Source organism: Geothrix limicola (assembly GCF_030268085.1).
Taxonomy (GTDB): Bacteria; Acidobacteriota; Holophagae; order Holophagales; family Holophagaceae; genus Geothrix; species Geothrix limicola.
Genome location: NZ_BSDE01000010.1, coordinates 20,155 through 39,211, shown reverse-complemented (window position 1 = coordinate 39,211; position 19,057 = coordinate 20,155). Strand labels below are relative to the sequence as shown.

16 protein-coding genes are annotated in these 19,057 nt (G+C 64.7%); 9 read left to right on the top strand and 7 right to left on the bottom strand.

The genetic code is table 11. From position 1 onward, the window contains the following. Window positions 1-154 precede the first annotated feature (154 nt). The gene (gene fabF, locus QSJ34_RS18060; RefSeq protein ID WP_285577984.1) at window positions 155-1,465 is read right to left on the bottom strand and encodes a beta-ketoacyl-ACP synthase II; all 1,311 of its coding nucleotides are present in this window, start codon (window positions 1,463-1,465) and stop codon (window positions 155-157) included. Window positions 1,466-1,522: 57 nt separating this feature from the next. Here fabF and QSJ34_RS18055 point away from each other — a divergent pair, with 57 nt between their 5' ends. Next, a complete protein-coding gene (locus QSJ34_RS18055; RefSeq protein ID WP_285577980.1) occupies window positions 1,523-2,140 on the top strand; it encodes a TetR/AcrR family transcriptional regulator in 618 nt (205 codons plus the stop codon). Between the two features lie 66 nt (window positions 2,141-2,206). On the opposite strand, the gene QSJ34_RS18050 is transcribed toward QSJ34_RS18055, so the two are convergent. Then, window positions 2,207-3,124: a flagellar motor protein MotB gene (locus tag QSJ34_RS18050; RefSeq protein ID WP_285577979.1), complete on the bottom strand. Its 918-nt coding sequence runs from the start codon at window positions 3,122-3,124 to the stop codon at window positions 2,207-2,209. Window positions 3,125-3,130: 6 nt separating this feature from the next. Next, complete coding sequence (gene motA / locus QSJ34_RS18045; protein WP_285577976.1) at window positions 3,131-3,997, bottom strand: flagellar motor stator protein MotA; 867 nt, start codon at window positions 3,995-3,997, stop codon at window positions 3,131-3,133. A 103-nt stretch (window positions 3,998-4,100) separates the two neighbouring features. On the opposite strand from motA, the gene QSJ34_RS18040 reads away from it, so the two are divergent. Further along, complete coding sequence (locus QSJ34_RS18040) at window positions 4,101-5,093, top strand: deoxyhypusine synthase family protein (RefSeq protein ID WP_285577973.1); 993 nt, start codon at window positions 4,101-4,103, stop codon at window positions 5,091-5,093. A gap of 7 nt (window positions 5,094-5,100) precedes the next feature. On the opposite strand, the gene QSJ34_RS18035 is transcribed toward QSJ34_RS18040, so the two are convergent. Continuing rightward, the gene (locus QSJ34_RS18035) at window positions 5,101-5,850 is read right to left on the bottom strand and encodes a class I SAM-dependent methyltransferase (protein WP_285577971.1); all 750 of its coding nucleotides are present in this window, start codon (window positions 5,848-5,850) and stop codon (window positions 5,101-5,103) included. 20 nt (window positions 5,851-5,870) lie between these two features. Between QSJ34_RS18035 and gluQRS the strand changes: the two genes are divergently transcribed. After that, window positions 5,871-6,767 carry a tRNA glutamyl-Q(34) synthetase GluQRS gene (gene gluQRS / locus QSJ34_RS18030; RefSeq protein WP_285577970.1) on the top strand — a complete coding sequence of 299 codons (897 nt, stop codon included), beginning with the start codon at window positions 5,871-5,873 and terminating at the stop codon, window positions 6,765-6,767. 10 nt (window positions 6,768-6,777) lie between these two features. Here gluQRS and QSJ34_RS18025 read toward each other — a convergent pair whose 3' ends face one another. Next, window positions 6,778-7,197: a cache domain-containing protein gene (locus tag QSJ34_RS18025; protein ID WP_285577968.1), complete on the bottom strand. Its 420-nt coding sequence runs from the start codon at window positions 7,195-7,197 to the stop codon at window positions 6,778-6,780. 165 nt (window positions 7,198-7,362) lie between these two features. Continuing rightward, window positions 7,363-7,626 (bottom strand): 30S ribosomal protein S20, encoded by a 264-nt coding sequence (gene rpsT / locus QSJ34_RS18020; RefSeq protein WP_285577966.1) that lies wholly within the window; start codon window positions 7,624-7,626, stop codon window positions 7,363-7,365. Window positions 7,627-7,832: 206 nt separating this feature from the next. Here rpsT and QSJ34_RS18015 point away from each other — a divergent pair, with 206 nt between their 5' ends. The 5 genes from QSJ34_RS18015 (at window position 7,833) to QSJ34_RS17995 (ending at window position 16,473) form a co-directional block, all read left to right on the top strand. Continuing rightward, the gene (locus tag QSJ34_RS18015; protein WP_420798884.1) at window positions 7,833-8,648 is read left to right on the top strand and encodes a transketolase; all 816 of its coding nucleotides are present in this window, start codon (window positions 7,833-7,835) and stop codon (window positions 8,646-8,648) included. Between the two features lie 20 nt (window positions 8,649-8,668). Next, window positions 8,669-10,468: an arginine--tRNA ligase gene (gene argS / locus QSJ34_RS18010; RefSeq protein ID WP_285577962.1), complete on the top strand. Its 1,800-nt coding sequence runs from the start codon at window positions 8,669-8,671 to the stop codon at window positions 10,466-10,468. A 127-nt stretch (window positions 10,469-10,595) separates the two neighbouring features. Next, window positions 10,596-12,191, top strand: coding sequence for a CTP synthase (locus tag QSJ34_RS18005; protein WP_285577960.1), 1,596 nt, complete (start codon window positions 10,596-10,598; stop codon window positions 12,189-12,191). A 265-nt stretch (window positions 12,192-12,456) separates the two neighbouring features. Continuing rightward, window positions 12,457-13,734, top strand: coding sequence for an ATP citrate lyase citrate-binding domain-containing protein (locus tag QSJ34_RS18000; RefSeq protein WP_285577958.1), 1,278 nt, complete (start codon window positions 12,457-12,459; stop codon window positions 13,732-13,734). A 9-nt stretch (window positions 13,735-13,743) separates the two neighbouring features. Continuing rightward, on the top strand, window positions 13,744-16,473 hold the full coding sequence (locus tag QSJ34_RS17995) for a citrate/2-methylcitrate synthase (RefSeq protein WP_285577957.1): 2,730 nt from the start codon (window positions 13,744-13,746) through the stop codon (window positions 16,471-16,473). Between the two features lie 104 nt (window positions 16,474-16,577). On the opposite strand, the gene QSJ34_RS17990 is transcribed toward QSJ34_RS17995, so the two are convergent. Continuing rightward, window positions 16,578-17,888, bottom strand: coding sequence for a citrate (Si)-synthase (locus QSJ34_RS17990; protein WP_285577955.1), 1,311 nt, complete (start codon window positions 17,886-17,888; stop codon window positions 16,578-16,580). A 272-nt stretch (window positions 17,889-18,160) separates the two neighbouring features. Between QSJ34_RS17990 and QSJ34_RS17985 the strand changes: the two genes are divergently transcribed. Then, window positions 18,161-19,042 carry a DUF3187 family protein gene (locus QSJ34_RS17985; protein WP_285577953.1) on the top strand — a complete coding sequence of 294 codons (882 nt, stop codon included), beginning with the start codon at window positions 18,161-18,163 and terminating at the stop codon, window positions 19,040-19,042. Window positions 19,043-19,057 lie beyond the last annotated feature (15 nt).

The following is a 19,057-nucleotide window of genomic DNA, read 5'->3' as shown; positions in this document are numbered from 1 at the left end:
GTTCAGGGACTCCCGCTTCAACTCCCCACCACTCGAAACCCCGCCAAACTTACCCTCACGAAGCGCCCGCACCTCCGGGCGCTTCTTCTTTGGTTCGCTGTGCAGGACTGGGAAAGTTGTTCGGATGGAGAGGGCGCCCCCTCTCACCTGGATCTCAAGCCTGCCCAAAGAGCAGGGCCCCGTTGGTGCCCCCAAATCCGAAGCTGTTGGAGAGCGCCAGGTCCAGGGTTGCGTGCAGCCCCCGCTCCCGCACGAATTCCAGGCCCGGGCGGTCGCAGTCCGGGTCCAGCCGATCCAGGTTGGCGGTGGGCGGCACGATCTGGTCGCGCAGGCTTAGCAGCGAAAACATGGCCTCGGTGGCGCCGGCGGCGCCGAGAAGGTGTCCGGTGACGCCCTTGGTCGAGGACACATGCAGGGGGCGGGATCGGCTGGACGTGACCAGCTGGCCGATGGCGCGCGCTTCTTCGCGATCTCCCAAGGGTGTCGAGGTGGCATGAGCATTCACATAATCGATGCGATCCGGAGACACACCGGCCTCACTCAGGGCCGCCATCATCGCCTGAAGGGCTCCGGTCGCGCCTGGGGGTGGGGACACCAAATGGTGGGCGTCGGAAGAGGCACCATAGCCCAGAATCTCTCCGTAGATTCTGGCGCCGCGCCGTCGGGCGAATTCGTAATCTTCCAGCATCAGGACTGTGGCCCCTTCTCCCAGGACGAATCCGTTCCGATCCGCGTCGAAGGGACGGGACGCCTTGGCGGGATCCTCGTTCCGAAGCGACAGCGTCTTCATGGCCGCGAAGCCACCCAAGGCGATTTCGCAAACCACGGACTCGGCACCACCGGCCAGCATCACCTGGGCGATGCCCTGCTTGATCATGCGGAACGATTCACCAATGGCATGGGCACTGGTGGCACAGGCGGTCACGTTGCAGTGGTTCGGTCCTTTGAATCCGAGCTGCAGCGCCAGCTGTCCTGAAACCAGGTTCGGGATGACTTGAAGGATGAAGAAAGGGCTGATGCGCCGGTAGCCCTTGGACTCCCATTGGGCATGGGTCTCCTGGATCTCGGGAAGCCCCCCCATTCCGCAGCCCACATTCACGCCCAGCCGGGCATCATCCAACCGCTCACGATGGAGGTCCAGTCCGGAGTCGATGTAGGCTTGCAGGCCTGCATAGATGCCCAGGTGCGCGTAGCGGCCGAACTTCTTGACGTCCTTTGGCTCCAGCGAATGGGATAAGGCAGGGCGTCCTGCCCGCGCTTGGTCCAGGATCGGCAGGGGCACCGAAGGCTCGAAATCCCTCACCTCCGCGGCGAAGCGAACCGGCGCCTCCGAGGGGTCGAAACGGGTGATTGGCCCCACTCCGGATCGTGCTTCCAGGGCCGCGCGCCACGTGACTTCGGGGTTAAGCCCAAGGGGATTGGCGGTGCCCATGCCCGTAACCACGACCCTATGCTCTTGACGCATTCAGCCTCCATGACATGCTGAATTTAGATTATAGTCATAATCCAAATAGGACAAGCCATGCCAAGACGCTCCAAAACAGAAGCAGCCCACACGCGAGCACGTCTCCTGAAGCAGGCGGCCCATCTGTTCCGAACCCAGGGTTACCTCGGGACCAGCATTCAGGACATTACCGCTGCCGCCGGGATGACCGTGGGCGGGTTCTATGGTCACTTCAGCTCCAAAGCGGCCCTGTTTGGAGAGGTGCTTCAGGACAACCTGCGCCACAGCGGCGAGTTCCTGTTCGGAGACAAGCTGTCCCAGCTTGAAGGGGAGGCATGGCTGGAATCTTTCATCGCGGGCTATATCTGTGAACAACACAGGGATGCCGCGTCACGGGGTTGCATCCTGCCAGCCATGATTTCAGAGTTTCCCCGCATGGAGGCCGCTTCCAGGGCCCAGCTTGAACAAACTCTCATCCAGGCCCTCAGCCGCTGGGAGGCCAAGGCGGGTCCCGGGAGGGAGGGAACCCTCCTGGCTGCTCTGTGCGCGGGCATCGGCGCACTCGCCATGGCCCGCTCGGTGCAGGATCCGCTTCTTTCGCACCGGATTCTCGAGGTTGTGCGTGCCCAGTTCCTCGGTGACCGGATGCGGTCATCGGCCTCGGGTGTGGAGGCGGGTTCCGGCCTTGCGCCGTGAGCGTTTTTTGGGATGCCTCCTCTCGCAGCCACATCGCGGGCAGCGAGAGGCGCTGCGAACCTAGCCTCAGTGTTTCGGGGTCTCGCGGGCCTCCGGAGAGGGCTCGACTTTCCTTCCCTTATCCAAGGGCTGGGCCTTCTGGCGCTTGGACTCGGCGGCTTCGGTGGCGGCAGAGATCACGACGATGGAGATGCGGCGGTTCTGGGGATCTTTGGGATCCTTGCCTTCGAGGGGGATGGTGTCGGCGTAGCCCGTGACGCGCCGCACCTGGCCGGGGCGGAGGCCGCCGGCGGCGCCTTCCATCACGCGGCGGGCCGCATTGGCCCGCTCGGAGCTTAGCTCCCAGTTCGTGTAGGCCTTGTTGGAATACTGGGCGGCATCCGTGTGGCCGCCGATGACGACGCGATTTGGGAGCTTGCCGAGCTCCTTGGCGATCTCCTTGAGGATCGACATGGTGTAGCTCTTCAGGGTGGCGCTGCCGGAATCGAAGAGCACCTGGGAGGCCTTGTCCTGGATCTGGATTCGCAGGCCCTCGTCGGTGAAATCCATGGTGATCTGATCCTTGAAGGCCTGGAGCAGTTCGTCCTGCTGGAAGGCCTTGTCGATGGCCTCGGCCGTGGCCTCCATGGCCTTGTGTTCTTCCTCGGTGACTTCGGGATTCTCGGCGGTCGTATCGCTGCCGCCGTCCCCATCGGGGCCCGGCGCCATGCCGCGTCCGCCGGGGAGGATGCCCTTGCCGTGGTTGGCCAGGATCTCCTTGCCGCGTTCGGTGTTGAAGAAGTTGGCGTCCTGGAACATCCCGGCGATGCCGGCCTTGGTGTTCTTATCCGCGCTGTTGAGCAGCCACATCAGCAGGAAGAAGGCCATCATAGCCGTCACGAGATCGGCGTAGGCCACCTTCCAGGCGCCGCCGTGGGCTGCGCCGTGGCCGCCCTTCTTCTTGACGAACCGGACCTTGACCTCGGGCTGTTGCTGGTCGGCCATCGGTCATCACCTCGGCTTGATCTGCCGCACCACTTCCTCCAATTCGCCGGAGCCTGGGCGTTCGGTGGAGGGAATGTTGCGCCGGGCGAACTCCACGGCGGTGATGGGGGCCGCGCCGTTGCCGAAGCTGGTGAGGCCGGAGCGGATGCAGTTGAAGTAGAAGGCCTCGACGGCGTTCACGGCGTCGATGTTCTTGGCCAGGGGCTGGAAGACGCCGTAGGCCAGCAGGATGCCCAGGAAGGTGCCCACGAGGGCCGCGCCCACCTTGGCGCCGATGATGTTGGGCGGCTGATCCAGGAAGCCCATGGTGATGACCACGCCCATGACGCAGGCCACGATGCCGAAGGCGGGGAAGGCATCGGCCATGGTGCTCATGGCGGTGCCCGGGGCGGCGTTCTCGGCGTGGTGGACGTCCAGTTCCGCGTCCATGACCATGTCGATCTCGTCCATCTTGGCGCTGCCGTTGATGAGCAGCTTCATGGAATCGCAGAAGAAATCCATGGCGTGGTGGTTGTGCGTGAAGGTGGGATATTTCTTGAAGATCGCGGAATTGTGGGGATCGTTGACGTCCTGTTCCAGCGCCAGCAGGCCGCCCTTCTTGATGTTCACGTAGACCTCGTACTGCATCATGAGGACTTCCATGTAGACAGCCTTGGTGTAGGGGCTGCCCTTGAGGGGCTTGGCGATGTCGGCGGCCACCCGCTTGATGAGGTTCATGGGGTTGGCGGCCAGGAACGAACCGACTCCGGCGCCGAAGATGATGAGTCCTTCCGCGGGCAGGGGGTGCACCAGGGTGGCGATGCTGCCGCCCTCCATCAGGTACCCCCCGATGACCGCGCCGAAGACAACCACCAGGCCGATGATGAAGAACATGCTGCAGCTCCTGCCGATATCATCGGCCAGGAAGGGCCGATGCTGAATTCTGCACTCGGTGCATGGCCTTCCGGCTGGCACAATGAAAGGATTCGGAGGATTTATGGCCCCTACCAGCCCCCAGCTCGGCCCCGTCGGCAGCTATGTGAAGCATCATTTCCGGCATTTCAACGCCGCGGCCCTGGTGGACGCGGCCGAAGGCTACCGGGCCTACCTCGACCAGGGCGGCAAGATGATGGTGACCCTGGCCGGCGCCATGAGCACCGCCGAACTGGGCCTGTCGTTCGCCGAAATGATCCGCCAGGACAAGGTGCACCTCATCGTCTGCACCGGCGCCAACCTGGAGGAGGACATCTTCAACCTGGTGGCCCACGACTTCTATGAGCGCGTGCCCCACTACCGAGACCTCACCCCCGAGGACGAGGCCGGCCTCCTGAGCCGCCACATGAACCGCGTGACGGACACCTGCATCCCCGAGATGGAGGCCATGCGCCGCATGGAGAAGGCCATGCTCGAGGTGTGGATGGAGGCCGATGCCAAGGGCGAGCGCTACTTCCCCCACGAGTTCTTCCAGAAGGTGCTCAAGAGCGGGAAATACAAGGAGCACTACCAGATCGATCCCAAGCACTCCTGGATGCTGGCGGCCCTCGAAAAGAACGTGCCCATCGTCGTCCCCGGCTGGGAGGACAGCACCCTCGGCAACATGTACGCGGCGGCCGTCATCCGCGGCGATGTGAAGAACGTCCACACCGTGCGCACGGGCATCGAGTACATGACCTGGCTGGCCAAGCACTACCAGGAGGTGACCAAGACCTCGACGCTGGGCATGTTCCAGATCGGCGGCGGCATCGCAGGCGACTTCCCCATCTGCGTCGTGCCCATGCTGCACCAGGATCTCGAACTGACCGAAGTGCCGCTCTGGGGTTACTTCTGCCAGATCAGCGACAGCACCACCAGCTACGGCTCGTACTCCGGTGCCGTGCCCAACGAGAAGATCACCTGGGGCAAGCTGGGCGTGGACACGCCGAAGTTCATCGTCGAAAGCGACGCCACCATCGTCGCCCCGCTGATCTTCGCGTACCTGCTGGGCTGGTAGTCGGTCCTCACAAATCCCAAACCAAGAGCCGCGCCCCATCGCGCCCCTTCACGGGGATCACGCGGTGGGGCGTTTCTCCAGGCACTTCGAAGCTGTGGCTGATGAAGCGGCTGCCGGGCTTCATCTCGCGGCGCGTCTTGGCCCAGAGGGCGGGCATGGGCACTGGCGAGAGGAAGGCGAAGGCCACGTCGAAGGTTGCGAGATCCGCGCGCCAGAGGCTGCCCAGGCGGATGTGGGCGTTGGGCCTCGGAAGGCAGCGCAGCCAGGCCACGAGCCAGCTGAAGGGCGAGGCCTCGATGCCGACGAAGACGCCGTCGGGACGGGCCTTGGCGAGGTGGGCCACGGGGCCGCCGAAGCCGCAGCCCAGGTCCACGAAGTTCAGGCCCGATGTTGCTGGCAGGAGCGATTCCAGCTTCTCCCAGGCGTCGCGGCTGGCGTGGTAGAGGGGCACACGGGTGAGCAGGCCCCCGCCGAATATGAGCGCCAGGGCCAGGAAGAGCGCGAGGTAGACCCAGGCGGGGATGGGCGCGCCCCACAGCGCGCGCACGAGGAAGGGCAGGGCCGCCTGCATGAACACCCAGCGGGAACTCAGCGCCATCCAGCGCGACAGGAAGACCGCCAGCACCGCCTGTAGCAGCACCCAGATGAGCGGCGGAAAACGCAGGCCCACGCGCACCAGGGCCACCAGCACCGCGAAGGCCAGGGCCTGCGCCAGCAGCGCGCGCAGGACCGGGGGCAGGCGGCGGAGGAGGGACATGCCTCTATCCTAGACGGATGATGACCGGCCGCTTCGCCCCTTCGCCCACGGGCATCCTTCACCTGGGGAACCTGCGCACGGCGCTGGCTTCCTGGCTGTCGGCGCGGGCCGTGGGCGGGCGCTGGATCATCCGCATGGAGGATGTGGATGGTCCCCGCTGCCGCCGGGACATCGGCGAAGCGCAGCTGAGGGACCTCGCCCGGCTGGGGCTGGAATCCGATGAGCCCGTGATCTGGCAGTCGGATCGTAGCGAAGCCTACCGGGAGGCCTTGGCGAGGCTCCATCGCGCGGACCGGCTGTATCCCTGCGTCTGCACGCGCAAGGATCTGCAGACCCTCGCCGCGGCGCCCCATGCTGAGGATGGTCTGCGCCCCTATCCGGGCCGCTGCCGCGACCGCGGTTGGGAGGGCTTCGAGGCGGCCCTGCGCTTCCGATTGCCGAAAGGGACCGTGTCCTGGGAGGACCGCGTACTGGGACCGCAGGCCGAGGATCCGGCGGGCCTCACGGGGGATCCGCTGCTTTTCCGCCGGGACGGCTGCTTCGCCTACCACCTCGCCGTGGTGGTGGACGACGGCGCCCAGGGGGTGACCGAAATCGTCCGGGGCGCGGACCTGCGATCCGTGACCGCCACCCAGATCCGGTTGCAGGAGGCCCTGGGTCTCCCACGCCCGGTCTACGCGCACCTGGGCATGGTGATATCCCCGGACGGGAACCGGCTCGGCAAGCGGGCCGGGGCCCTGGGGCTCGAGGCGCTGACGGGCCGGGGCCTCCCGATGGAGGTGCTCGTGGGCTGGCTGGGTTGGAGCCTCGGCTGCCTGGACGAGCCCAGGGCCTGCGGGGTCATCGACCTGATCGGATCCTTCGACTGGTCCCGCGTGCCGAAGGGCGACGTGCGGGTCCCCGAGGACTGGAGCTGAGGCACTCCGGCTACAGTTCGCCGGCCATCACCCAGCCGAACAGCACACCTTCCTGGAATTCCCATTGGAGGGTGGCCTTCACCTGGCTGCTGCCCTGAGGCATGAAGAAATGGACCTTGCCCTTGCCCTTGGCGCGGGCGTCCAGGGCCTCCTTGATGTAGAGGCGTCCTCGCGCGTCCTTGAGGTTGGTCATGTTCACGCCGATGAGGCGCGAAGATTCGCCGTGGATGAGGGTCTTCCCGGTTTCATCGAGCACGATCAGGTAGCCGGCGGGCGAGATGTGGAACTTGCCCGAATTGGCCTCCTTGATGAGCGCCACGGCTCCGTTGCCGTAGTAATAGGTGATGGCGTCCTTCAGCATGGCCGTGCCGTCGGCCGCCAATGGCAGAGCCGCGAGCAGGCAGAGAAGGGTGCGGGCCGACTTCAGCATGGTGCCTCCATGAACCACCCTCTATCGGTCCCCCTGAAACCCTTCTTGATCTCTGGATGGGCTCGGTTCCGTTCTGTGATCGAAGGCACGTCCTCGTTCTTTCTGGAGATCTTGGTAAAAAAACGGACCCGCCTGGGCGGGTCCATTCAGAGGAAATTCGGCGTCTTAGGCCAGCTTGTTCACTTTCTCGGCCAGGCGGGACTTGGTGCGGTCCGCGGCGTTCTTGTGCATGACGCCCTTGCGGCAGGCCTTGTCGACCAGGCCCTGGGTCAGGGGCAGCTGCTTGGCGGCCTCGGCCTTGTTGCCACCGGCGATCAGGGCCAGGAAGCTCTTGACGGCGGTCTTCAGGGTCGAACGGTTGCTGCGGTTGCGCAGGCGGGCCTCGGCATCGCGACGGGCCTTCTTGGCGGCAGACTTGTGATTGGCCATGTTCGATTCTCCAGCTTCCGGGGCCGTCCCCCGTACAGGGACTTGGGGAAGCGCGAAAGACCATCCTATCGCAAACCGCCCGAAGGTCAAGGGCAAAAGGCCGGGCTCAAAGCCCAATCGCCCCCTTCCGAAGCGGGCCTCCCCAGGGCATCCTAGTCGGAGGCGATGGGCCTCCCGGGAAGGATGGGGTCATGCCGCAGCAGAAATTGGAGTCCGTCGTTGATATGGCGGCGAAGGCGAAAGCCTTGCGCAGGGACATCCTGCTGCAGGTCTACAAGGCCCAGAGCGGACACCCCGGGGGCAGCCTCAGCTGGATCGATTTCGGCGTGGCGCTCTACTACCACGAGATGACCGTGTTCCCGGAGGATCCCTCCAACCCCGCCCGGGACCGCTTCGTGCTGTCCAAGGGCCATGCCTGCCCCGCCCAGTACGCGCTGCTGGCGGACCAGGGCTTCTTTCCCAAGGCCTGGCTGGAGACCTTCCGCCAGTACCCCACCAAGCTCCAGGGCCACGCCGAGAACCACTACACGCCGGGCGTGGAAGTGACCACCGGCAGCCTGGGCCAGGGCCTGCCCCAGGCCGTGGGCATCGCCATCGGACTGAAGGTGCAGAAGTCCGACAGCCGCGTCTACTGCGTGGTGGGCGACGGCGAAAGCCAGGAGGGCGTGATCTGGGAGGCGGCCATGGCCGCGGCGCACCACAACCTCGACAACCTCTGCGTCTTCCACGATCTCAACGGCCTGCAGATCGATGGCGCCGTGAAGAAGGTGATGAACATCCACCCCATCGCCGAGAAGTGGCAGGCCTTCGGCTGGGCCGTGAAGGAGATCGACGGCCACGACTTCACGCAGATCCTCGAGGCCCTGGCCTGGGCGCGCACCATCAAGGGGCAGCCCGTCATGATCTGTGCGGCCACGGTGAAAGGCAAGGGCGTGAGCTTCATGGAGAACCAGTCAGGCTGGCACGGCGTGGCGCCCAAGCAGGAAGAATTCGAAAAGGCCCTGGCCGAGCTCGCCGACTAACCGACTGAGGATTGACCTGCATGGATGCTTTGCGACACACCTTCGAACAGCGGCTGGCGGCGGCCCTGCCCGGCGTGGACATCACGCTGGAGCGGCCCAAGTCCGGCGAGCTGGGCGACCTGGCCTTTCCCTGTTTTCGCGCCGGCAAGCAGCTGGGGAAGAACCCCGTGCAGCTGTCGCAGGAGCTGGCCGCATCCATCGCCATCGAAGGGGCCCAGCTGGTGGCCGCGGGTCCCTACCTGAACCTGAAGCTGACCGCGGAGACTCGCGCCAAGGCCGTGCTGGGCGCCATCCTGGAAGCGGCACCGGAGCGCCCCTATGGCTTCCGGCCCGCCAACGGCAAGAAGGTGATCGTCGAGTACAGCTCGCCGAATATCGCCAAGCTCTTCACCATCGGCCACCTGCGCTCCACCATGATCGGCCACGCCCTGGCCCAGACCCACCAGGCCCTGGGCTACGACGTGATCCGCCTCAACCACCTGGGCGACTGGGGCACCCAGTTCGGCACCCTGCTCGCCGCCTACACGCGCTGGGCCCAGGACGGGAACGCCGATCTGGAGCGGGACTTCGACTGGGCGGAGCCGGCCCCGGACAAGCGCCGCACGCCCCTGTTCCGGCTTTTCCAGTTGTATGTCCGCTTCCATGCCGAGGAAGAAAATGATCCCGCCATGCGCGACGAGGCCCGCGGCTGGTTCAAGCGGCTGGAAGCCGGAGACGCCGAGGCCCGGCGCCTCTGGAGCTGGTTCCGCGAGATCTCGCTGAAGGAGTTCCAGCGCATCTACGACCGCCTGGGCGTGAGCTTCGACACCCTGGCCCAGGGTGAGGCCTTCTACGAAGACCGGCTCGTACCCACGATGCAGCGCCTCGAAGACGCGGGCCTGCTGGTGGAGGGCGACAAGGGCGCCCGCATCATCAACCTCGAAGACGTCGGCATCTCTACGCCCTGCCTCGTGCAGAAGGGCGACGGCACCAGCATCTACGCCACCCGCGACCTGGCGGCGGCCCTGTATCGCAAAGAGGCCTACGGCTTCGACCGCTGCCTCTACGTGGTGGGCACCGATCAGGTGCTCCACTTCCAGCAGATCTTCGCCGTGCTCGACAAGCTGGATCCCTGGTTCAAGGGCCGCATGCTGCACACGCCCTTCGGCATGGTCAAGCTGCCCGAAGGCAAGATGAGCACCCGCAAGGGCAACGTCATCTTCCTGGAGGATGTGCTGGACGAGGCCCGCGAGCGCGTGGCCGCCATCATCGACGAAAAGAATCCCGAGCTGGCCGACAAAGCCGAGGTGGCCGAGATGCTCGGCATGGGCGCCGTCGTGTTCTTCGACGCCATGAACGACCGCGTGAAGCCCATCACCTTCACCTGGGACCGCGTCATCGCGCTGGATGGCGACACGGGCCCCTACGTGCAGTACGCCCACGCGCGCATCATGAGCGTGCTGCGAAAAGCGGGAGGCGACTGGGCCGCGAAGGCTCAACCCGGCGCATGTGTGGGCCCCGTCGTGCCCTTCGAGCCCGCGGCGCTGCCTGCGGATCTGGTGGGTCTCGAAGCCCCGGAAGCCCAGGCCCTGCTCTTCGAACTGGCCGGCCTGCCCGGCGCCATGACCGCCGTGGTCGAAGGCTGCATGGCCACGCCCCTCGCCCGCCAGCTGGTGGCCGTGGCGCGCTCCTTCAGCGGCTACTACACCAACTGCCCCATTCTCGCCCCCGAGAACACCCCGACTGTGCGTGACGCTCGCCTCGCTCTGTGCGTGGCGACGGCCCGCGCCCTGCGCCAGGGGCTGTTCCTCATGGGCATCCAGGCCCCGGAGGAGATGTGAACCTCCACGCAAGATCCCTGTTTCAGATGTGAAGCACGGCCTTTCTTAAATTCGTTCTTTCGAGGTTTGACGCTGCTTGGTGCTCCGGCGCCATGGCGGTGATCGATTTGAGTGTGAGGAGCAGGCGATGACCAAGTATGTGTTCGTGACCGGCGGTGTGCTGAGTTCCCTGGGCAAGGGGATCGCGGCGGCTTCCTTGGGCGCGCTGCTGGAGGCCCGCGGGCTGAAGGTGACGCTCATGAAGATGGATCCCTACCTCAACGTGGATCCGGGCACCATGTCGCCCTTCCAGCACGGCGAGGTCTTCGTCACGGACGACGGCGCCGAGACGGATCTGGATCTGGGCCACTACGAGCGCTTCACGTCGGTTCCCACCACCCAGAACCACACCATCACGACGGGCCGCATCTACAACACGGTGATCCAGAAGGAGCGCCGCGGCGACTACCTGGGCAAGACCGTGCAGGTGATCCCCCACATCACGGACGAGATCAAGGCCGTGATGAAGAAGGTCGCCAAGGACATGGACGTGGTGATCGTCGAGATCGGCGGCACCGTGGGCGACATCGAGAGCCAGCCCTTCCTCGAGGCCATCCGCCAGTTCAAGCTGGAAGCTGGTCTCGGCAACGCCATCAACATGCACCTCACCTATGTGCCCTTCATCAAGGCCGCGGGCGAGCTGAAGTCGAAGCCCACCCAGCACAGCGTCAAGGAGCTGCGCGCCCTCGGCATCCAGCCCGACGTGCTGCTCTGCCGCGCCGAGCAGGACATTCCCCGCGACCTGAAGGACAAGATCGCCCTGTTCTGTTCCGTGACGCAGGACGCGGTGTTCAGCGCCCGGGACGCCCACTCCATCTATGAAGTGCCCCTCAACCTGCACCTCGAAGGCCTGGACGCCAAGGTGGCCGAGCTGCTGGGCCTGGGCGAGAAGAAGCCCGACCTCAGCGCCTGGCAGAACCTGCTGCAGCGCATCCGCAACCCCAAGGGCAGTGTGCGCATCGCCGTGGTGGGCAAGTACGTGGAGTTCAAGGAGAGCTACAAGAGCCTCATCGAGGCGCTCCACCACGCGGGCTACGGATTGGAAACCCACGTGGACCTGAAGTGGATCGAGGCCGAGGACCTGGAGGACCAGGATCCGGCGAGCTTCCTGCAGGACTGCCATGGCGTCCTCGTGCCCGGCGGCTTCGGCGTGCGGGGCACCCGCGGCATGATCAAGTCCATCCAGTACGCCCGCGAACACAAGATCCCCTTCTTCGGCATCTGCCTGGGCATGCAGATGGCCTCCGTGGAATTCGCGCGGAACGTGGTGGGCCTTGAGGGCGCTGATTCCACCGAGTTCGACGACGCGCCGAAGCACCGCGTCATCTTCAAGCTGCGCGAGCTGGTGGACGTGGAAGAGCTGGGCGGCACGATGCGACTGGGCGCCTACCCCTGCCACCTCGCCGCGGGCAGCCAGGCGGCGAAGGCCTACGGCAGCGCGGACATCAGCGAGCGCCACCGTCACCGCTACGAATTCAACCACGAGTACAAGAAGGCTCTCGAGGACCAGGGCCTGATCTTCACGGGCATGAGTCCGGATGGCGTCTTCGTGGAGATCGTGGAATTGAAGGATCACCCCTACTACCTGGCCTGCCAGTTCCATCCCGAATTCAAGAGCCGCCCCCTGAATCCGCACCCGCTCTTCACGGCCTTCGTGAAGGCCAGTGTGGCCAACCGGGGCTGAGCCAAGCCAACAAGATCCAGCGTGTGTCGCGACAGGGGAAAACCCTCTGTCGCGACTTTTTTTTACACAAAATCTTCAGCTCTGATGCAGGCTACTAGGGCAGACAGGGGATTCTGGCAAGGGCCTCCGGGGAGATTTTGACACAGGACCAAAGAGTGATCTTTGGCTTGGTTTCGAAAATGATACATGTATCATTTATGCGGACCCGGACCATCGGCACGGACCGGAACTCCAGCTCATTGCCAAGGTCGACGGAGGAGGGATCATGCAACTTTCGGGCTTGCGGTACGGCTCCAAACTTCTGCAGCTGGTTGAATTTCCCGTGGCTGAATTCATTGACGGCTCGGCCACCAACCAGGACATTCAGCAGTTCCTGGAAAAGCATAAGAAGCTGGTGGTGAAGCCGGCCTTCTACGGCGGCGTGGGCAAGAAGGGCAAGGCGGGCCTGGTGCGCATCGTGAGCACCCTCCAGGAGGCGCTGCAGGCGAAGCGGGATCTCTTCTTCGCCCAGCACACCTACGGCAACAAGACAGTCACGGCCAACGGCGTGACCATGGAGGCCTTCGTCCCCTCGGATCTGGAGGTCTACTTCAGCATCTCCAGCTCCAGCGTGCATCGCGGTCCCGTGTTCACCATCACTCCCTGGGGCGGCGTCGACATTGAGGAACTGCCCGCCGAGAAGAAGGCGGTGGTGGAGATCGATCCCTTCATCGGCATCAACGCCTTCGAGATCACGAACGCGCTCACGGACACGGGCTGCCCCGAGGCCTTCATCTCCGCGCTGGTCCAGCATCTGCCCAAGCTGTGGGAACTCTACGATGGCTACGGGCTGACCACGGTCGAACTCAATCCCATCCGCGTGCAGCGCAAGGGCAACCAGATCCTGCCCGTGGCCTGCGACGTGAAGGCCAGCTTCGATCAGGACAACCCGTCCTGGAAGCGCATCGGGCTGCCGGAGGATCTCTTCCAGACCGAGACGACGGCCTTCGAGGCCGACATCAACGAGCTGCGCACCTACCAGGGCCAGAGCGACGTGCTGGAGATGAACCCCAACGGCAGCATCATCCCCTTCATGTTCGGCGGCGGCGCCAACAGCGCCGGCACGGAAACGCTGGGTGAGGCGGCCATCTTCTCATCGGATTTCGGCGGCAATCCGCCCTACGAGAAGATGTACGAGATCAGCCGCATCGCCTTCGAGCACTGGTACGACAAGGCCAGCATGCTCCTGCTCATCGGCGGCAAGGCCAACAACACGGACATCTACGTGACCTTCAAGGGCGTGTTCGACGCACTGCGCGACCATGTGTCGAAGGCCGGGTGGAAGCCCCTCTACGTGGTGATCGGGCGGGGCGGGCCCAACGTGGTGAAGGGCATGTTCTACGCGAAGGACATCCTCGACCGCCTGCGCCTGCCCTACAAGGTGTTCGGCCACGACACTTCGATGATCCTCACGCTGGAATACGCGAAGAAGGTCGACGAGTGGTGGCGCGCGGAAGGCGCGGAAGCCTATCGCAAACAGGTTGAAACGCAGGTTCGGGCCTAGGAGACAGCCATGCGACGACTGAAGACCAAACCCTTCCCCTACTATGTCGGGCTGCACTCCCTCGAAGAGCTCGTGACCCGCGAGAACCGCGTCTGCGTGATGAACATCCTGGGCAGCGAAAGCCGCAAGGTGACGCCCGTGTCCCACGAGTACAGCGGCGGCAACATCGTGGCCGGCGTGCAGTACGGACGCCGCGGAACCTTGGAGACGAAGATCGGCAGCATCCCCGTCTACCGCAGCATCCGCGAAGTCATGGAACACGGCATCACCTTCGACATGGGCGTGGTCTACATTCCGCCCCTCGGCGTCTGCAAGGCCGTCTCCGAACTGGTGACGCACAACGAGGCCCTCAAGCGCATCGTCATCGTCACGGAAAAGGTACCCGCCCGGGATTCCCGCAACATCCGCGCGCTCTGCCAGGAAGCGGGTGTGGATGTCATCGGCGCCAACTGCCTGGGCATGGCCAATGCCTGGGACCGTGTGCGCATCGGCGGCAGCCTCGGCGGCGACCATCCCGAAGAGACGCTGGTGAAGGGCTCCATCGCCATCCACTCGAATTCCGGCAACTTCACCACGACCATGGCGGAGTACCTCCGCACCGCGGGCTTCGGCATCAGCACGGCGGTATCCAGCGGCAAGGATGTCTACATCCATTTCGCGCTGCCCGAATTCCTCTATGCGGCGCAGAACGACCCCCGCACCAAGGCCGTGGTGATCTACGTGGAGCCCGGCGGCTACTACGAGAAGATGGCCCTGGACTGGATCAAGGATCGCCATTTCGGCTTCACCAAGCCGATCATCGCCTGCGTCACGGGCCGCTGGAAGAAGAACATCACCCGCGCCTGCGGGCACGCCGGGGCCCTCTCGGGCAGCGGTGATGACGCGGAAAGCAAGGAACGCTGGTTCGACGAGTATTTCGGCGTGGACGTCTTCGACCCGAAAACCCGGCAGGTCAGCAAGCGCGGCGTGCGCGTGCCCAGCATCCAGTACATTCCTGACGCGGTGCGGGCCGTCTACGAGAAGATGGACGAGAAGCCTGACTTCGAAACCACGGGCGACCTGTCGCTGAAGCTCTGGCTGGGCGACACGATGATGAAGCTCCCGCCGGCCCTGGACCTGCCCATCGTGCAGGCGCCCTCGCCCTACGACCACCAGATCGTGGAGGTGAACAAGCAGGTGGGCGCCCACTACCTGCGGCAGAACATGGCCGACAAGTCCGGCGCCTCGCGCATGAGCCCCGAGACCCAGGTGTCCGAACTGCACGGCAAGTCTGTGCTGGATCTCTCCAGGCGGACTCTGGAGGAGAACCTCTTCTTCTCGCTGGCGAAGGTGATGCCCGAGAAGACCGACGTCCCCACCCTGAACCTGATCCTGAACCTCTTCATGAAGATCGATGAACGCCGCATGGAGATCATCGACGTGGGCCGCGCCAACGGCTGCACGCCCAATGCCTACCTGGCCTCCCAGATCGCCCTCGTGGGCGACAAGGACCTGCTGGCGAAGTCACGGGAGCACGCCAAGTTCATCATCGACCTCATCCGCGAGTTCGGTCTGGACGAGCACACGCGAACCTTCCCCGCCGAGCTGGATGATTTCGTCGCGAAGCACCTGCTGAGCATGGAACCGTCACGCAAGACCGACGTGTCGGACCTGCTCTTCAAGGAGGTCAAGAAGTCGAAGAAGTCCTGCGTGGCCCTGCGGGTCTGCCAGCACATCATCGACCTTGCGGAAAAGCGCGGCCTCGAAATCCGCGACACCTACGAGTTCCTGCTGGCCACCATCGCCGTGTGCGTGCTGTGGAACCCCATGCTGGAGAAGCGCATCAGCCGCCAACTCGTGGAGGATTCGGTCACCTACTTCTACCTGCTGTCGCGCATCGTGGCCTACTCCGTGGTGAACCGCGAGCACAACCCGCACTGGAAGAAGCTGGTGGATCAGAAGCTGTCGAACCTCAACCACAGTTTCACGGAGAACGCCTTCAAGGTGCTCTTCAGTCGGGTGCCCGATCCGGCGGAACTGCTGGAGTTCCAGACCCTGCTGGGCCTCACCATCACCAACGGCCCGGGCACGCTTTCGGCCAAGGGTGCCAAGGAGAGCGTCAGCGCCCGCAACGACATCTCCATGGCTTTCGTCGGCTTCCTGGCGAACACGGGCCGCGCCCACGGCGGCAACGGGTACGAGGCCATCGACTTCCTCGTCGAACAGTTCAAGGATGTGAAGCTTCCGGATCCCGGCGATCCGAACCACGGCCTGGATCTCAAGGCCATGGCCAACCGGGCGGCGAAGGCCTACGGCGCCTACAAGAAGCAGGTCCGCGAAGAGTCGGAGGATGGCGTCGTGAAGCCCATCCCATGCATCAACCACCCGATCTTCCGCGGCAACAAGATCAATGTGGATCCTCGGGAGCAGTTCGTATCGGGCATGCTGGGCGAGAAGGCGATCTACAACGCCTTCTGGGAGTTCTACCGGCACCTCGTCAAGGAGCTCTACGCCGAGGGCGTGACGAAGAACGTGTTCTGCGTGAACGTGGACGCCGTGCTGGCGGTGATCACGCTGAAACTGGTGTGGAAGGATCTGCAGGCGGGTCGCATCACCTTGCGTCAGGTGCAGGAGCTGGCCTTCACGCTCTTCCTCTTCGGCCGCAGCGTGGGCGCCTCCGCCGAGATCGCCGACCACCGCGACCGCGGCATCGACATGGACTGCCGTACGCCGGAGCAGCATCTAACTTTTGTGTTCTAAGTTCTCCGGGGGTCCCGCGCTGCGCGCACACCCCCGGACCCCCGCGAAAAGGCCCGGCGAAGCCGGGCCTTTTCGCGTCCACTACTAATGTGAAGGAGTCGGGTCTACTTCCGGCCGCCCTTGGCCGCCCACTCCTCGAGCATGGCGGTGGTGACGGACTTGGGGCGCTCCAGGGGATAGGACAGGGCGCGGTCCCAGGTGATGTTGGCGAGCACGCCGAGGCCGCGGCCCACACCGAAAAGCACGGTGTAGAAATCGTATTCGCGCAGGCCGTAGTACCACTGGATGACGCCGCTCTGGGCATCGACGTTGGGCCAGGGGTTCTTGGTCTTGCCCTGCTCGGTGAGCACGCCGGGGGCCACGTGGTAGATCATGTTGACGAGCTTGAAGAGCGGGTCCGTCGGAAGGTGCTTCTGGCAGAACTCCATCTGCGCGGTGTAGCGGGGATCGGTCTTGCGCAGGATGGCGTGGCCGTAGCCGGGGATCACGTGACCGGAGTTCAGCGTGTCCCAGAGGGCCTTCTTCACGTTCTCCTCAGTGGGCTCGGCGCCGTTCAGCTGCTTCTGGAAGCTGAGGATCCAGTCGAGCACTTCCTGGTTGGCCAGGCCGTGGAGGGGGCCCGCCAGGCCGTTGAGACCCGCGCTGAAGCTGTAGTAGGCGTCCGATAGCGCCGAGGCCACCAGGTGGGTGGTGTGGGCGCTGACGTTGCCGCTTTCATGATCGCTGTGGAGGATGAAATACATGCGGGCCACGTCGTCATAGGGCTTGGCGATGCCCATCATGTGCGCGAAGTTGGCGCCCATGTCGAGGCCCGGCTTGGGGGCGATGATGTCGCCGTTCTTGTACTTGTAGCGGTAGATGAAGGCGGCGATCTGGGGCAGGCGGGCGACGAGGTCCGAGGCGTCCTCGAACATGGGATCCCAGTAGTCATTCTTCTTCATGCCGTGGTAGGCGGCGGCGAACTTGCTGTCCTTCTGCATGGAGAGGACGGCGGCCGAGAGCATGACCATCGGGTGGCTGTCCTTGGGCAGGGCGCGGATCACGTCGAAGACGTACGAAGGCACCTGGCCGCGGATCTGGAAATCGGCCACCAGCTCTTCGGTGTCTTCCTTGGTGGGCACTTCACCGGTGAGGAGGAAGTACCAGAAGGATTCCACCGTGGGGTACTCGCCGCCGGGGGCCGTGGGCAGGGCCGCGAAGGTCTCGGGGATGTTCTTGCCGCGGAAGCGGATGCCTTCCTGGTAGTCGAGGTAGGAGATGTCCGTCACGAGCGCGTGGATGTCGCGGGCGCCGCCCAGGGCCTGGCTGATGGTCACCTGATCGATGACCACGTCGCCGAATTCCTTGTTCAGTCTTTGGGTGCGGGGGCGGTGCTCCTGAATCTTCTCCAGCAGTCGGGCTTTTAGGCGGGTCATGGGCGGCTCCTGTGCAAAGGTGGAGGGGATGGGCAGGCCGAACTAATCATTATGCGTGGCTCTTTTATCGAAGCCACCGCAAACATTCGTGAGTATCCGAGTATTCAATCTGGTCGGGCCAGGGGGGTCTCGGCAGAGTATTACCGTTGCACAAAGGATCTTCCGTGACCTTGATCAATCTCTCCTTTCGGGTCTTCAAATCCTCTTTCCCACTGATCTTGGGGTTTGCAACCTGTGGCCTCCGGGCCCAGGAGACTCCCCGACCCAACCGGGTGGCCTGGTTCGAGGGATTCCCGGAGCCCCAGCCCCAGGGCGTGACGGAACTGGCGCTGGAGGCGACGAGCCAGATGTTGCGTCCCGATCTCGAACGCACCTCCGATGGCCGCAGCTTCGCCCGGCTCGACGGCGAGGAGTGGCAGCTGACGGGAGACTGGGCCATGAAGGCCGGATCCTCGCGGATCAACGTCCGGGCCCGCCTGGCCTCAAGGTCCGGCGGCATCGCCGACCAGGCCATGTGGAACTGGCACCAGATGTTCAACCTGCCCCAGGGCGGTCGCGAGGATGCCCCGAAGAACCGCCTGGCCTACCACCTGGAGCGGGATGGCCGCGTTGTGGGCGATCTGTCGAAGCCTGGCGTGACGCTCATGGATCTCGACGTGGCCTGGGTGCGGCCCTTCGGAACGGCGGACGCGGGCGGTCGCATCGGCGCCTCGATCCAACTGCCCACGGGCAAGCAGTCCGATTTTTCCGGCGACGGCGGCACGGACGGCCTGATCGGCGGGGCCCTCTGGCGCCGCTTCGGACGCTGGAAGGTGTTCGCCCAGGCCGAGCGGGTGATGCTGGGCCTCCCCGAGCACAGCCCCCTGCGGGCGGTCCTGGGCCAGACCTCCTTCAACCGTGCCTGGACCAGTCTCGCCTGGCAGGGCGAGGGGCCGGGCCTCATCTCGGGCCTCGGCCTCGAGATCAGCCTCGGCTATGCCGGCAGTCCCTACCGCACGGGCCTGAACCGCCTGGACCGCGCCGGCTGGCAGCAGCACTGGACCTTCCGGCACACGCGCCTGCCCCGCTGGCGCTTCGGGTTCTCCGAGGAGGCGGGATCCTTCACGGCCCCGGACATCTCGGCCTTCACGGCCTATCGCTTCGGAGATCGATAGGCCTCCGCTAAACTA